Here is a 14,473-nt window from a genome sequence, read left to right as displayed (position 1 = left end):
TATTATGTTGCCCAGGATTTTTGACCTGGTTTCATTGGGGCAGAACCGTCATATCTTCCCGGAACCTGCACATAGGCTCTTGCCTGTGTACAGCCGATTTCAGAGGAGAAATAACCGAGTAGTGTCAGGTCGCGTCCGAGTACGAAAAATGTTTTCAGGGATTCTGAAGTGGTGTTGATATGGCCAATCAGCATTTCTCTGATCTTTCCGAGATAGCTGTTTTGCTCAGCCAGGCTCATTGCTGTAAAATCCTTTTTATAGTCCTGTACTGCTTTCTCGCGGAATTCCAATAATCCTTTATAAAATGCTGATCTTTCATTCTCTGGGTAGCAGTCTGTGATCATCATTGGAATAAAATCTCCAAGTCCGGCCATTTTTGCGCCGCCAGCATCTTTTGTAGGAGGCATGATGATATCCGCAAAATCTGCAAGCAACTTTTTATCCTCAGCTGAAAACTGAATCTGATCAGCCAATTTTGCTGGCGTGTTGCAACTCTCGAACAGCGCGCTCATCGTAGTTGCAGAAACCGCAGTACCCAGTAGGAGCGCAACGTTCTTCAATGCTTCTCTTCTTTTCATTTTGATATTAGGTATTAATTATATTTTCAAGGGCATTTGCCTTTGTTGGGCTGTTGAAAGCTTTATTTTTCTTTTATACACTGGGTTTCCTGATGGCATAGGCCAGGGCAACACTTAAGAGCAATACTCCTGTGAAGGTGAGTGCAATGGTCAGGGAAAAATGGTAGGCAATAAATCCTAATAGTGCTGGTCCGGCGAGCTGACCTGCATAGCCCATCGTGCTGATGGCAGGAATGGCGACTGATGCTGGGATCCCTTTAAGTTTACCTCCCTCACTAAAAAACACGGGAACGATGTTTGCGGCGCCTATACCTAAGAGTACAAATCCCAGCAGTGTGGTTGGGATCCATGGCGTTGATACCGCAATGAATATTCCTAAGGCAGCGATAAGACCACCAGCAACCACGACGGTTTTTCCACTAAAACGCTCCACAATGCGGTCCCCCAAAAGACGCATGGCTGCCATTGCAATTGAAAAAGTGGCGTATCCAACTCCAGCAAGTTCTGCTGCTATTCCTCTGTTTTCTTTTAAGAAAAGCGCGCTCCAATCCAGCATTGCTCCTTCAGAAAGAAAGACGGCAAAACATGCAGCGCCGAGAAAGATTATTCTTGTACTGAACCAGCCAGCTGCTGTTTTCGTTTGGTGTTCTTCATTGGTGTGGTGTGCCGGTTCCTCAATTTCCTGCTCTTTAGAGAATAATGATTTAAATTTCCAGGCCAGGATGATCAAGAGGAGTGTAGCAATTGAAATTGCAGCAGTTAGTGGATTGAGCCCTGCTTTCATTAATAATCCTAATCCTAAGGCACCGCATAAGCCACCTACACTAAAAAGACCATGAAGGGAGGACATGATTGGGCGTCCATATCGGTTCTGCACATGAATGCCATGGGAATTCATCGCTACATCAATCACTCCAATTCCTCCTCCAAAAATAAATAGGGCGGCTCCCATCAACCATGGATTTGGCATCAGTAATAAGACGGGAAGGAAAATTGCAGCGACTATTCCTGAAAACAAAATGACAATTCGTGTTCCATAACGTTTAGAAAGGTATCCGCTGATAGGCATCATGGAAATTGCTCCAGCGCCAAAGAATAGGAGCAGTAAGCCAAGATTGCCATCATTAAGCTGCAATCTCTCTTTTACGATAGGTACCATGGGTGCCCAGCTGGAAAGCGCAAAGCCGCAGACCAGGAATATATATTGTGTTGCTTTTTTGGCATCATTGATGACCTCTTGGTTATTCATACTGCAAATAAATGCAAAATCATGCAAATTTGCAAATAGTAGCTTTAATGATTTTTTAAGGAAACAGCGTTGTTGGTGATTTTGATGCTTTCGTAGCTTACATTTTACAAAACGATTATAATGGGATAAGGATTTCAGGCATCGGGAGGAAAGAATTATATTTGTTGGGAAATGATCAGAGAAAAACGTTTTGAGCATATAATATCGAGTATTAAGAAGGCAGGTGCGGTTACTTATAGCGGAATGTCTATGGACTTATCCGTTTCTGAAGACACCATTCGCAGGGATATAGACTACCTCCATGAGAATGGTCTTTTGTCGAAAGTTAGGGGAGGAGCCATATCACGTGATAAAAATCCGCTTTCTTTTCAGGATCGCGCTGATTTTCATGCTACAGAAAAGGAGATCATCGCGTTGAAGGTTCAACCTTTACTGAAGTCAGGGATGACTGTATTTATGGATGGTGGGACCACGGTGTGTGCGGTTGCGGAATGTTTAACAGCGAATGCTTCATTGAGAGTGATTACAAATAATATCGCACTTGTTCCTTTGCTGGGTCGTTTTAAGAATATTGAGGTGATTGTACTTGGCGGAAATTACGACCGGAACACGCAAACCAATTTAGGGGCTAAAACTTGTGAGGAAGCGGCTGATTTTGTGGTTGATCTGTATTTGATGGGCACTTGCGCGATTTCCAAAGATTTCGGTATTACTGCTGCAATTAGAGAGGATGGGGCTGTGAAGAAGGCGATGCTGAAGGGTTCTAAATCGGTGGTAGTGCTCAGCAACAGCAAAAAAATCGGTATCAACGAACCTTTTGTGGTTTGTGAATTACAACGAATTCATGTGCTGGTTACTGAGCTTCCAAGTGATGATTCCAAGCTGGACGAGTTGCGTTTTAAAAACCTTAAGATTATTTAATAATTGCCGTTTTACAGCGCGGCAGTCTTTTCCAGCTTTCTTATTTTTAGATTTTTAAAGGCCACTCCTTTGTTCCAGTCCTGCAAGGCAATACGACCTTTGATTTGTTTACCAAATTCCGGGAAATGCTTGAAACTGCTATTGGCAACGGCAGCTTTCCAGTCGGCAGTAGTAAAGTCTTGTTTAGCGGTGACTATCCCATTGAGCATAAATTCTATTTTTCCATCCTGTTGTTTAATGACCGAGTGGTTCCATTCGTCTGAGGACTTCGGCTCTGCAGGATTCAATTGCGGAGAGAAATTGTAGAGACAGCCTGGACGTTTCATTTCCTTAACATAATCCTGGTGCTCTTTATCGAGGAGCTGATATTCTGGTCCTGAAGACCAGGCCGTGGAGATGTCTTCCCGTTCGACTACATTAATGAATACACCACTGTTTCCTTCTTTGGAGATTTTCCAGTCGAATTGGAATTCATAATTTTCAAACTCCTGATCTGTTACGAGATCTCCGTGTCTGGCGTCTGTACCTGGCAGGCACTTTAATTCTCCATCCTGTGCGACCCATGAGGAGGAAATTTTTCCTTGATTGTAAACATGCCAGTCATCTAAAGTTTTGCCGTCGAAGAGCAATTCATATCCTTGTGCCTGCTCCTCTCTGGAGAGTTCATTGTCCTTCAGTTTTGTTGAGCTGCAGGCGGAAATCATCATCGCGGTCAGTGCTGTCGCACTGAGGAATGCCTTGATTTTTTTCATAAAATTAGTTTATTATTAGTTTGAAATTGGATAGGTTTGAGTTAAAGGTGCTGCGCTGTAAATGAGCAGTTGTAGTGCAATTATATGCAATATTGCTTATAATTGCAATTAGTGATAAGAAGTATGGAAATTAAAAATATAATATTCGATTTTGGAGAAGTCTTGCTGGACTGGAATCCTAAATATTTATATGAGCAGCATTTTGCTGATCAAAGTGAAATGAATTATTTTCTTGAAAATGTATGCAATCATGATTGGAATCGGGAGCAGGATCGGGGCAGGCCTTTTGCAGAGGCGGTGAAAGTACTTCAGGAGCAATTCCCAGCTTACGCGGAGAAAATTGCCTTGTATGATGAGTGCTGGGGCACCATGCTGCGCGCTGAAATCCCTGGCACGGTAGAGATATTGCGAGCGCTCAGTAAAACGCATCGTATTTTTGGCCTGACAAACTGGTCTGCGGAAAAGATTAACATCGCTTATGACAACTATGAGTTTTTTAAGTATTTCGAGGGTATTATTGTTTCGGGTGAGGAAAAATTAATCAAGCCAGATCAGGAAATCTATAAGCTGCTTTTGGGAAGGTTCGGTATTAAAGCGGAAGAGTCTTTGTTTATAGATGACAATCCTGCGAATGTTGCAGCAGCAAAGGAATTGGGGATTCATGCGATACATTTTGTAAGTGCTCCAGCTTTAAAAGAGGAGCTGAAACACTATCATGTAATGCTTTAACAGGACCTGATTTATTGGAGCAATTTTTTTGCCCTTTGGTAATCCATGATTTCCATAAGCCAATTGCAGTTCTGCTGTAATTGGCTTATGGAGATTTAAGTTAAAATCATTTTCTTATGGTTTCTACTCCATTCGCTCCAACTGCCTACATACAATTTTGGGATGGGTAAACCTGCATAGTCTATTGCTAAAAGCGTATGGCAAGCGGTGACACCAGAACCACAATGTATGATTACATTTTCAATATTATAATCTGCCAGCGCTTTGGAGTACTTTTCCTTTAGAATTTCAGGACTTAAAAAAGCACCATGAGCATCTAAGTTCTCGGTGAAAGGAATATTTGTCGCGTTGGGGATATGTCCGGCAATTAAATCTATAGGCTCGGTTAAACCAGCAAAGCGATTTGCATCACGGACATCAATAATTGCATGGTGTTCCAGCTGGGTCGCAGCCTCGACTTCTTCTATTTCGGCTAATGGCAATTGCCAAGCGCTGATTTGATATGGGGAAACTGGATTTGCTAATGGAACTTCAGCAGTCACTGGAAAACCTGCTTTTATTGCCGCAGTATAACCTCCGTTTAAAACCTGAACCTTTTCATGACCGATTGACTTTAGCATCCACCAGAATCTTGCGGCAGCATTGGATCCGTTTTTATCGTCATAAACAATTACATGCGTATCTTTTGTGAGCCCATATTTTCCTAACAACTGGGCAAAATGCTCAAAAGTTGGAAGTGGATGCCGACCACCAATGGCGAAATCTTTAATATCGGCCAGATCCGTATTTAAATCCAGATAAAAGGCATCCTTCAAATGCTGCTCATCATATCTGGGTTTCGATCCTGCACTTACATCAAAAAGAAGGAAATCTTTTTTGCCTGAGGTCAGCAATTGTTCAGGTTGTATAATCGATGGTAATTTCATAGTTTTTTGAAAACATGAATGTAAACAACCTTATTGGATATTCCAGCTCAATTGATGTTGAGGAGAAATAAAAGGTAATTTAATCAAGGTGTGTTGTGCCGAAACATTACTTATGATGAATTGTATTATTAAGAGAGCTTTTAAAAATTACACCTCATATTTAGATATCATTATATGGACCCATTGGTAAAAGAACTCAAAAAATTATTAGCAGGTGGAGGAGCGCATGTGGGATTAAGAGAGGCTACGGCAAATATCCCCTTTGCAGCCCTTGGTGAAAAACCGCATGATTTACCTTATAGTATCTGGCAATTGCTGGAACATATCAGAATTGCGCAATGGGACATGCTGGAGTTCAGCAAAGACGCTCATCATAAATCACCAGAATGGCCTGATGGATATTGGCCAAAAGAAGCCGCTCCGCCAGATGAAAAGAGTTGGGACAAAACGCTGATGCAATATGAAGGCGATTTGAAATCATTTATTGAACTGATCCAGACGAGAGATTTGTATGAGCCGATTCCTCATGGTACAGGACAAACCCTGCTGCGGGAAACGCTTCAAATTGCGGATCATACCGCCTACCATGTTGCTGAAATTGTGGTCATCCGGCGTTTGCTAGGGATATGGAAATAAGGCGATATTGATCAGTTCTTGCTTTTGTGATGCTGAGGTCCAGATGTTAAAAATTATACTTAACATTGGCAGTCTTAACTTGAGATTAATCTCATCTTTAAGCAGATCATTTTTTATTGAAGCATGGATCATATTTTAAAAGACAGTGTAGTTTTTATTACAGGGGCAGACGGAGGAATTGGGAAGGCATTTATTGCGGAGCTTTTAACCCGGGAGGTTAAGAAAATTTATGCTGCAGGGATCAATACTGCGGCTCTTGAAGAGTTAAGTCTGGTTAATCCGGAATTGATTTTTCCTATGAAATTAGACGTGACCGACACTTTGGAGATCAAAGGATGTGTAGAAAAATGTGGAGATACCACCATCCTGATCAATAATGCAGGCGTGGAGCTAAAAGCGAGTTTCCTAGAGGATAAATCAGCTGCTAAAGCACTATTTGAAATGAAGGTCAACTATATTGGACCTGTAGATTTATGCCATCAATTTCTTAAGGTACTAAAAGCAAACCCGAATCCAGCAATCGTCAATATTCTTTCTATAGGCAGTTTGATTTTAATTAAAAACATCAGTACTTATTGTGCTTCGAAATCTGCGTTGCATCTGTTTACACAGGCAGTCAGACAAGAGTTAAAGGAGGAGATTAAGGTATTTGGTGTGTATGCCGGCTATGTAGATACTTCTATGGTTTCGGATGTGGTGATTGAGAAAATATCACCAGCGGCATTAGTTGGAAATATTTGTAATGATATCGCATTAAATAAACTGGACATATTTCCTGATGAGATGTCCAGGAAATATGCGGGTAGTAATAAATTGAGGATAGATTTTATGCAGGATTAACGAATTGATCAGGAACAAACCAGCGGCTGAGTGTCTTTTTCAGTTCGCTATAGTCAGGTTTATTTTCGGCAAGCCACCCCACAAACCCATCAGGACGTATCAGTACTGAAGTTAAACCCAATTGTTCTTTTGCCCGGCTCGAAACATACTTGATCTGGCTGCTAAATGCTGCTGCCATCGTTTTTAGGGTGGTATCTCCGGAGAAATCCAGGAGTATCCCTTTGCCGTCCTGCATCATTTGGCCTATGGCTGTACCGTCTTCCAACTCAAAATTTGGGACAGTCTGACCAACCAAGGGGTGATCAGCTCCAAGGTTATAGGAAGTGAAAATGCCCCATACCCGTCCTGCAAAATAGCTGGCACCATCGCGGGTGTTCATGAGGTCAGAGACAATTGCATGCAACGCTTTTGAGGCTGGATCTGTTTTCATGATCGCAACCTGTGCACGTGACCAATTCAGGACCTGTACTCCAATAGGATGGCGTTCACTTTGGTAACTATCCAGCAGTCCCTCCGGCGCTTTGTTTTTAAGAGTCGCAGCAAGTTTCCAGCCTAGGTTCATGGCATCACCTAAGCCAAGGTTAAGGCCCTGACCTCCTAAAGGAGCATGGATATGTGCGGCATCACCAGCTAAAAGCACCCTTCCGCTTCGGTAGGCTGTGGCTTGTCGGGCACGGTCAGTCCATGTGGTTGCAATGTGAAGGGCATTTATGGTCACCTCGGTGTTCGAAATTCGTCGTAATACTTCCTGGATATGTTCAAGGCTGATCGGCTTTTCAGATTTATGAAATGCGCCGCCATCAAATTCCTGTATCTGCAGGTAGCCAGGCTGCGATTGCAGGTACATGCCTGTTGAGGTAATGTTGCGACCAGGACTGAGCTTTTGTGGGTCGGCAATGTCCACATGGGCGGAGTAACCAGTAAATTCTGGCTCGGTTCCGGCAAATTCAAACCCAGCTAATTTGCGTACTATGCTGCGACTTCCATCACAGCCGACCAACCATTTGCCTTGAAAGGATTGGGCATCCGACAGCACAGTTACGTCGTCTTTGTGTTGATGAAAGTCGGTAATGGGCAATCCTCGCTGGATCACAACACCAAGCGCTGCTGCACGATGGGAAAGTAAAGTCTCCAGTTCTTCCATTTCAGAAATCAAACTGGTTTCTGTGGCTCCTGGCAAACGATACTTCCATTGTGAGGTATCGATATCGCCTTCATGGAATGGAATGCCTGCAAAGTGTCCTACTTGTCGTCGGGCTCCTTTTACGGCATTTAAATGCGGGTTTTTGAGGCGTTTATGCAGTTCCAGTTCTCCTAATAAGCCGCGACGGTACAGTGCCTCAATACTGGGTGCCGTAAGTCCTCTTATTCCAAAAGGAAGCTGCTTTAATGGCGATTGTGGATGCGTTGATTTTTCCAGTATCAGCACGGAACATTTGGCCAGGGCAAGTTCTGCTGCAAGAAATAGTCCTACAGGTCCTGCACCGGAAATGATGACATCGTAAATAAATTGGTTTTTCATACAAAATGATTGAAGCACAAATCTCTGGAAAGGGCTTGGCACAGGCTTGTATAAAAGCGACAAAATCGCGGCTTACTGTTGACTCCTCTTTTTTGCTTTCCGAGCGAATGCAGCCGGAGTACTGCCACTGTAACGTTTAAATTCCCTGCTCAGGTGCGATTGATCGGTATAGCCCAGCTCATACGCTAAACTGGCAATGTTACCATCTGGATAATGCCATAAATGGTTGCGTACCTGTTCAAAACGCAGCAGACCGGACACATCTTTAACGGTATAGCCAGCAGATTGCTTGAATTTTCGTTCCAATGTACGAACCGTGGCATGAGCCACCGCGGCGATTTCAGTTACCGGCATCGTTCCTTTCCCTTTTACGATTGCAGCTCCCGCCTTCAATAGGAGAGGAGGATCGGTGATTTGTGTTTTTAGGTTCAAAAAGTACTGTATTAAATGAGCAACCGCCTCCTCTAACTGACCAGCTTCAATACATTGATGTAATAGGGGCTGGAGCTGGGTAATGGGATGTTCAAATACCCGTAGGCCATCCTTACCGGGCGGTAGCCCAAGTAAGTCGAATACCATCCATGGAAAACACCTGATCCCAATGATTTCTAAGCGGTTTGTGGTATGAAAAACGATCGGCTGATGGAGCAGTCCAATCAAAAATGGAGATGGTAATGGCAGCAAGCCTCCGTCATAAGCTATACTGCAGCTGTTTCCGAAATGAAAAATGATTTCAGCATAGCCATCTGGGACTACCTCAAAACTAGCTGGTAATGCTCCTGATTCTCTACGATTGTACCAAAAGCATTTTATACTATTCTGTAATTCTTTGGGCGGATCAAATTCTTCGTGATGCATTTTACAAGATAAGCGTTTGGGGATTATTTCTGGCGTTTGGCTATTGATTTTCCTACCCAGATGAGCAGGAATGATAGGCCCAGAAAAACAATCAGGATGTAAAAGCTATTCTGGAAAACAGTTGGATAGCCGAATGCGGTAACGTCCACAAATGGGTAGGGGTAAAATCCAGTATATGCGCCTCTAATCAGGATAAATATTAAATAAATTAAGGGATAGATCAGCCAAGGGAAGGCATCAGCCCATTTTAAGGTATGTTTAGGCGCAAAAATCAGCCAGTATATCAGAAATAAAGCTGGGATAAATGAGTGAAGTAATTCATCTACAAGGCGCTGCAATCCTTGTGGCTGCCATGTGAAGCGTAAGATTAAGTTGTAAATGAGGCCAACTACGCAGATGTAAAGGGTGACCGCTGCCAAAGTTTTTGGCTGAGCATAAAATCGTTCGGCTTTTTCATAGAAATTAAATAGCAGCATCGTACAACACAAAGCCACCATGATATTGCTGAGGATGGTGAAGTAACTGATATACCTGGTGAGTGCTTCGAGTGCAGGAATTGGATTATTTAGAAGCATCAGGTAGAGTTGTGCGATTAAGGCAAACCATCCACTGAGCATCCCGGTTGTTAGCAGCAATTTGTTTGCTTTATCGTATTTTACAGTCATACTTTTCACAATTAATCAGGTAATGAATATAGCTATTTGTCTGCATTTAATTAGGCTGTAACTTAATTACGCAGGGAATGGTTACAGAAATTAAATCCAAATCTTCCTATATTTGAAAAAACTAAAGGATATGATACCCTTACCTGATATTTTAATTTTTGCATTGGCTGCTTTCGTGCTGGTGATCAGCCCTGGACCCAATATGATTTATCTAATTTCCCGTTCTATCACCCAAGGGAGAAAGGCTGGATTGATTTCATTAGCAGGAGTGATTGTTGGCTTTTTTTTCCATATCATCATGGTTTCTTTTGGGCTTACCGCAGTTCTTTTTGCCGTCCCATTTGCTTATACCTTATTGAAATCCTTAGGCGTTATTTACCTGCTGTATTTAGCTTATGAGGCTGTAAAGCCAAATAGTAAAAATATTTTTGAAGCAAAAAATGACTTGCCAGAAGATAAACCCGGCAAACTATTTAGCATAGGATTTTTAACCAATGTACTCAATCCGAAAGTGGCCATATTTTATCTGTCTTTTTTTCCTCAGTTTATAAAACCGGAATATGGCTCCATTATGTTGCAGAGTTTAGAACTGGGCTTCGTTCAGATTTTAGTGAGCTTAATGGTGAGCACAACGATTGTATTGACTGCTTCAAGAGTGTCCGTATTTTTTGCTAAGAAACCATCCTGGGTAAAAGTGCAGAAATGGTTTATGGCAAGTGTGTTAACCGGACTTGCGCTAAAAATGGCATTTTCAAAAGCGAAATAAAAGAGGGGAATCATATCATGATCCCCTTCCTGAAAATACTACGCAATTGCCTGTTTCCTGGCCGATAATAATCCCTGCAGGGCTACTGAGGCGATGACAAAACTACAGCCAATGTAAAATGAAGCATTCAGCTCCTTTCCTTCATTAAAAAAGACAAAGGCCAGCATTACGGCATAAATGGGTTCCAGATTGAAGCTTAAATTTACCGTGAATGCCGATAGCTTCTTAAGGGATTCCGCAAATAATACATATAAGGCAACCGTGCAGAACGAAGCCAGTAGTATCAAATACCAAAAGTCAGAAAGACTGGGTAGGACTGTGGCTACCGGAAAATAGTATAAATAAATCGGAAGGATCAGCCCCAGGCCAATAGTTCCTCCTATCATTTGATAATAATTGATACTGATACTCTCAAATCTTTGTACCAGTTTTTCATTAAATACGGTATAAAGTGCAGCAAAAGATGAGGATATCACGCCGAGTATAATGCCCACTTGGAAGGAAGTGTCGAAATGAAAGATAAGACTGATCCCCATGAGTGTTAATCCACTCAATAAAAGTTGTGAGGTAGAAAACCTTTTCTTGTTGATTATGGGCTCAAATATTGCGGTAAAAAGGCTGGTTAGGCAGTAGCAAACTACACCAATTGAGATATTGGAGTACTTTATACTGGCGTAAAAGAAAACCCAATGAATCGTTAAGAAAAGTCCAATTTTGCCAATGTTAAACTTCTCTGCAAGACTTTCTTTCGATTGTATGTTCAATATCCTTAAGACAGCAAGGAGTATAATTGCGGAAAATAGCACCCTATACCATACTAATAAACCTTCATTAAGTGTGATGAGTTTGCCGAAAACTCCCGTAAATCCGGCTAATAATATGGCGATATGCAATAGGAAATATGATTTTTTCATAAGAATGATCTTATAATTTAAATGAGAATAAAACTGAAATCTTTGTGCACAAAATTATGGACGACTAATTGTCGTTATAGGTGCCGTATTTTAGAAGGAATTACAGAGTTGGAGGAGGAAGGCAGCTTCTTCTGTTCATATTGGGATAAATATAGGAAATTCTTCAAATTAATTTCAGGCATTTCTTGTTAAATTGCCTGAGCTTAGCATGAACATTATGGAAGATCACACTGGGAAACCAGAATTCTGGGAAACAGCTTTTGAGGATAAACAGGAGATGTGGGGCTTTAAACCTTCAAATTCTGCGGTATTAATAAAGGATTTTTTTGTCGGGAAATCATTGAAGAATATCCTGATACCTGGAATTGGTTATGGAAGAAACGCACAGATTTTCGCTGATAATAGAATGACCGTCACCGGAATTGAAATATCAAAAACAGCGATTGAAATGGCGGAGAACCATTATGGAACAAAGATGCTGATCCATCATGGTTCTGTGACTGCTATGCCTTTCGATAAGAACCTGTATGACGGAATATTTTGTTACGCTTTAATCCATTTGTTGGGCAGAACTGAGAGAGAAAAACTCATTCGAGATTGCTATGATCAACTATTAAATGGTGGTTATATGGTTTTTGCGGTGATTTCGAAAACGGCTCCTAGCTATGGAAAGGGGAAATTTGTGAGTAAGGATTGTTATGAAATATTCGAAGGCCTGAACATGTATTTTTATGATCAGGAGTCCATTCAAACGGAGTTTGGTGAATTCGGATTATTGGAAGTGACGGCAATTACTGAAAGTCAGCCGTTTTTCCTGATCAAATGTAAAAAGGAGCAGCGTTAAAAGCAGCTTACTGAAAGTGTAGGTAGAAGGTCGTTTTCCAAATAGGAAAACGACCTTCTACCTGGGTTTTAATTTTACAAAGCATCTATAAAAGAAAGGTAATCCTGAGCGCTTTTTTCAATTATTTCTGTATTGGGATCATGTTCCGCCCCATAGAAAGCAAACAAAGGTTTGTACTCCGCTTTTACATAATCAAAACTCACTTCAAATGGTGCTGTCAATTCTTTCAGCGTATATTTATACCTTCCTGAGGATTGATAATCAGCTTCATTTATACCTGCAGTAATGCTTAAAGCGATTTTTTTACCTGTTAGCGCATACGGACTGCCTTTACCATACGCCCATCCATGCGTTAACACCTGATCCAGCCATTTTTTGAAAAGCGGCGGAGAGTTAAACCAATAAAATGGGAATTGGAAGATAATTTTATCGTGTGTTTCTACCCATCGCTGTTCTTCTTCCACATCGATTTTTTCATCTGGGTATAAGTTGTGCAGGTTACGTAAGGTATATTTTTCAGGGTGTTTATTTAAGGCTTCAATCCAGCGTTTATTGATCAGCGAGTTTTCAAGATCTGAATGTATAATAATGACTAGAGTTTTCATCTTGTAATTTTTAATTTGTGCTACAAAGATGATCGATGTTGACTGCTTGTACAATAAGGGCTGATTTAATCACTAGGTGATAAATTAATCACCATTCATTAAACCGTCTATTTGCTTACTTTTGTAAATCTTAATTAGAATTCAAGCAGATGTATCAACGAAAAATTCCAATTGATTATAGTTGTGGACTGAGTATCGCGATGGAAGTAGTCGGGTCTAAATGGAAGTTTTGTTTATTGAATGAAATTTCAAAAGGAATCACGCGACCCCGGGATCTGGTGAATTCCATAAACGGCATTACAAAAAGGGTTTTGCAAAAGCAGCTGAGTGAATTGGAATTGCATGGTATTCTGGGAAAAACAATTTATGCGGAAGTCCCTTTAAGAGTAGAATACTACCTCACTGAATTGGGAAAAACCATTTTACCCTTAATTTCTGCTGTTGATAAATGGGGTTTGGAATTTGCACCTCAATTGAAAACGATCTTAGAAAAAGAGGAGTTCGTAGAAAAAATCTGATCTGAGTAGATTTTTTAATCTGGGAGTTGGAGTAAAAAAATTCTTTGACCATCAGCTTTGCGATCGATTCTTTTAAACAATCCTGTTTTTTAAATGTTCCCTGTAGCAATCAAAGTAGTTTTTATAAATATATACAGCTGTTTTAGCTGTAGTTTGAAATCCTATTTATAATTTGCGAACAAATTAACTAATTAAATAAAATATAAATAAATATGGCCTCAGGTATTTTTGCGATTTTGGACGATATAGCTGCTTTAATGGATGATGTTTCAGTTGCAGCAAAGATAGCAACGAAAAAAACAGCAGGAATTTTAGGGGATGACTTAGCGGTAAATGCAGAAAAAGCAACTGGTTTCCTCTCTTCACGTGAGTTACCTGTACTTTGGGCAATTACCAAAGGCTCCTTACTGAACAAGGTGATCATTGTTCCCATCGCCTTATTGTTAAATGCTTTTTTTCCGGTGGCGATTAAATTTATCCTGGTCTTGGGTGGTTTTTATCTCGCTTATGAAGGGGTAGAAAAGATTGTGGAATACCTTTTTCACCGTCCAAAAGAAGGTCATGAGGTTGTTCAAGAGATCAAACAGGACGGTAATGAAGCTGAAAAAGCTAAGGTCAAATCTGCAGTAACCACCGATTTCATTCTTTCTGTGGAAATTGTCATTATTGCATTGGGCACAGTTTTAACAGAAGCATTACCGATACAGATTCTGACCGTCTCAGTGGTTGCCTTATTGGCAACTGTGGGGGTTTATGGAATCGTTGCAGTAATCGTAAGAATGGATGATGTAGGCCATAATTTAATCAAACGTTCCCATAATAAAGGTTTGTTTGCCGGCCTGGGGAAGCTATTGGTAAAAGCATTGCCGTTGATCATCAGGTTTCTAAGTGTGGTTGGTACTATAGCACTGATCTTGGTTTCTGGTGGAATTTTTGTCCATAATATCGAATTTTTACATCACTTACTTCCGACCTGGCCATCAATGGTTAAAGAGGCGCTGATTGGATTAGTTGCCGGATTAGTTGTCGTGGCAGTGATCACAGGAACTAAAAAAGTCATCTCCTTATTTAAGCGATAATCGTCAGCTATTTACGACGACAAAAGAAATTATATGGACCTTTTTGCGGAATACAGGCTTTGTATTCCGCA

17 protein-coding genes are annotated in these 14,473 nt (G+C 41.0%); 8 read left to right on the top strand and 9 right to left on the bottom strand.

The window, feature by feature from the left end; genetic code table 11:
- Positions 1–2: 2 nt before the first annotated feature.
- Together AQ505_RS19935 and AQ505_RS19930 are read right to left on the bottom strand one after the other, a co-directional pair.
- Positions 3–578 carry a gluconate 2-dehydrogenase subunit 3 family protein gene (locus AQ505_RS19935; RefSeq protein WP_062549798.1) on the bottom strand — a complete coding sequence of 192 codons (576 nt, stop codon included), beginning with the start codon at positions 576–578 and terminating at the stop codon, positions 3–5.
- A gap of 73 nt (positions 579–651) precedes the next feature.
- Positions 652–1,827 carry an MFS transporter gene (locus AQ505_RS19930; RefSeq protein ID WP_062549797.1) on the bottom strand — a complete coding sequence of 392 codons (1,176 nt, stop codon included), beginning with the start codon at positions 1,825–1,827 and terminating at the stop codon, positions 652–654.
- Between the two features lie 171 nt (positions 1,828–1,998).
- Between AQ505_RS19930 and AQ505_RS19925 the strand changes: the two genes are divergently transcribed.
- Positions 1,999–2,748 (top strand): DeoR/GlpR family DNA-binding transcription regulator, encoded by a 750-nt coding sequence (locus tag AQ505_RS19925; RefSeq protein ID WP_062549796.1) that lies wholly within the window; start codon positions 1,999–2,001, stop codon positions 2,746–2,748.
- Positions 2,749–2,759: 11 nt separating this feature from the next.
- On the opposite strand, the gene AQ505_RS19920 is transcribed toward AQ505_RS19925, so the two are convergent.
- The gene (locus AQ505_RS19920) at positions 2,760–3,500 is read right to left on the bottom strand and encodes a 3-keto-disaccharide hydrolase (RefSeq protein WP_062549795.1); all 741 of its coding nucleotides are present in this window, start codon (positions 3,498–3,500) and stop codon (positions 2,760–2,762) included.
- A 123-nt stretch (positions 3,501–3,623) separates the two neighbouring features.
- On the opposite strand from AQ505_RS19920, the gene AQ505_RS19915 reads away from it, so the two are divergent.
- A complete protein-coding gene (locus AQ505_RS19915; RefSeq protein ID WP_062549794.1) occupies positions 3,624–4,229 on the top strand; it encodes an HAD family hydrolase in 606 nt (201 codons plus the stop codon).
- 95 nt (positions 4,230–4,324) lie between these two features.
- Here the strand turns inward: AQ505_RS19915 and AQ505_RS19910 are convergent, their stop codons facing one another.
- Positions 4,325–5,155, bottom strand: a complete 831-nt coding sequence (locus tag AQ505_RS19910; RefSeq protein ID WP_062549793.1) for a sulfurtransferase — start codon at positions 5,153–5,155, stop codon at positions 4,325–4,327.
- A 174-nt stretch (positions 5,156–5,329) separates the two neighbouring features.
- Between AQ505_RS19910 and AQ505_RS19905 the strand changes: the two genes are divergently transcribed.
- Both AQ505_RS19905 and AQ505_RS19900 read left to right on the top strand, forming a co-directional pair.
- Positions 5,330–5,791, top strand: coding sequence for a DinB family protein (locus tag AQ505_RS19905; RefSeq protein ID WP_062549792.1), 462 nt, complete (start codon positions 5,330–5,332; stop codon positions 5,789–5,791).
- A gap of 123 nt (positions 5,792–5,914) precedes the next feature.
- Positions 5,915–6,631, top strand: a complete 717-nt coding sequence (locus AQ505_RS19900; protein WP_062549791.1) for an SDR family NAD(P)-dependent oxidoreductase — start codon at positions 5,915–5,917, stop codon at positions 6,629–6,631.
- Here AQ505_RS19900 and AQ505_RS19895 read toward each other — a convergent pair.
- From AQ505_RS19895 to AQ505_RS19885, 3 genes are all read right to left on the bottom strand, one after another.
- Entirely contained in the window at positions 6,618–8,153 is a 1,536-nt protein-coding gene (locus tag AQ505_RS19895; protein WP_062549790.1) for an FAD-dependent monooxygenase, read from the bottom strand. The two genes, AQ505_RS19900 and AQ505_RS19895, sit on opposite strands and share 14 nt — an antisense overlap.
- Positions 8,154–8,225: 72 nt before the next feature.
- The gene (locus tag AQ505_RS19890; RefSeq protein ID WP_197286238.1) at positions 8,226–9,011 is read right to left on the bottom strand and encodes a helix-turn-helix domain-containing protein; all 786 of its coding nucleotides are present in this window, start codon (positions 9,009–9,011) and stop codon (positions 8,226–8,228) included.
- 23 nt (positions 9,012–9,034) lie between these two features.
- Positions 9,035–9,676: a Pr6Pr family membrane protein gene (locus AQ505_RS19885; RefSeq protein ID WP_062549789.1), complete on the bottom strand. Its 642-nt coding sequence runs from the start codon at positions 9,674–9,676 to the stop codon at positions 9,035–9,037.
- 130 nt (positions 9,677–9,806) lie between these two features.
- On the opposite strand from AQ505_RS19885, the gene AQ505_RS19880 reads away from it, so the two are divergent.
- On the top strand, positions 9,807–10,442 hold the full coding sequence (locus tag AQ505_RS19880; protein WP_062549788.1) for a LysE family translocator: 636 nt from the start codon (positions 9,807–9,809) through the stop codon (positions 10,440–10,442).
- Positions 10,443–10,480: 38 nt separating this feature from the next.
- Here the strand turns inward: AQ505_RS19880 and AQ505_RS19875 are convergent, their stop codons facing one another.
- A complete protein-coding gene (locus AQ505_RS19875) occupies positions 10,481–11,356 on the bottom strand; it encodes a DMT family transporter (protein ID WP_062549787.1) in 876 nt (291 codons plus the stop codon).
- A 217-nt stretch (positions 11,357–11,573) separates the two neighbouring features.
- Here AQ505_RS19875 and AQ505_RS19870 point away from each other — a divergent pair, with 217 nt between their 5' ends.
- Positions 11,574–12,200, top strand: a complete 627-nt coding sequence (locus AQ505_RS19870) for a class I SAM-dependent methyltransferase (RefSeq protein ID WP_062551128.1) — start codon at positions 11,574–11,576, stop codon at positions 12,198–12,200.
- 74 nt (positions 12,201–12,274) lie between these two features.
- On the opposite strand, the gene AQ505_RS19865 is transcribed toward AQ505_RS19870, so the two are convergent.
- A complete protein-coding gene (locus AQ505_RS19865) occupies positions 12,275–12,805 on the bottom strand; it encodes an NAD(P)H-dependent oxidoreductase (RefSeq protein WP_062549786.1) in 531 nt (176 codons plus the stop codon).
- 149 nt (positions 12,806–12,954) lie between these two features.
- On the opposite strand from AQ505_RS19865, the gene AQ505_RS19860 reads away from it, so the two are divergent.
- A complete protein-coding gene (locus AQ505_RS19860; protein WP_062549785.1) occupies positions 12,955–13,323 on the top strand; it encodes a winged helix-turn-helix transcriptional regulator in 369 nt (122 codons plus the stop codon).
- A 212-nt stretch (positions 13,324–13,535) separates the two neighbouring features.
- A complete protein-coding gene (locus AQ505_RS19855) occupies positions 13,536–14,402 on the top strand; it encodes a DUF808 domain-containing protein (protein ID WP_062549784.1) in 867 nt (288 codons plus the stop codon).
- Positions 14,403–14,473 lie beyond the last annotated feature (71 nt).

This window comes from Pedobacter sp. PACM 27299 (genome assembly GCF_001412655.1).
GTDB lineage: Bacteria > Bacteroidota > Bacteroidia > Sphingobacteriales > Sphingobacteriaceae > Pedobacter.
Note: the sequence above shows the minus strand (reverse complement) of the source record. Positions and strands in the feature narration are given on the sequence as shown.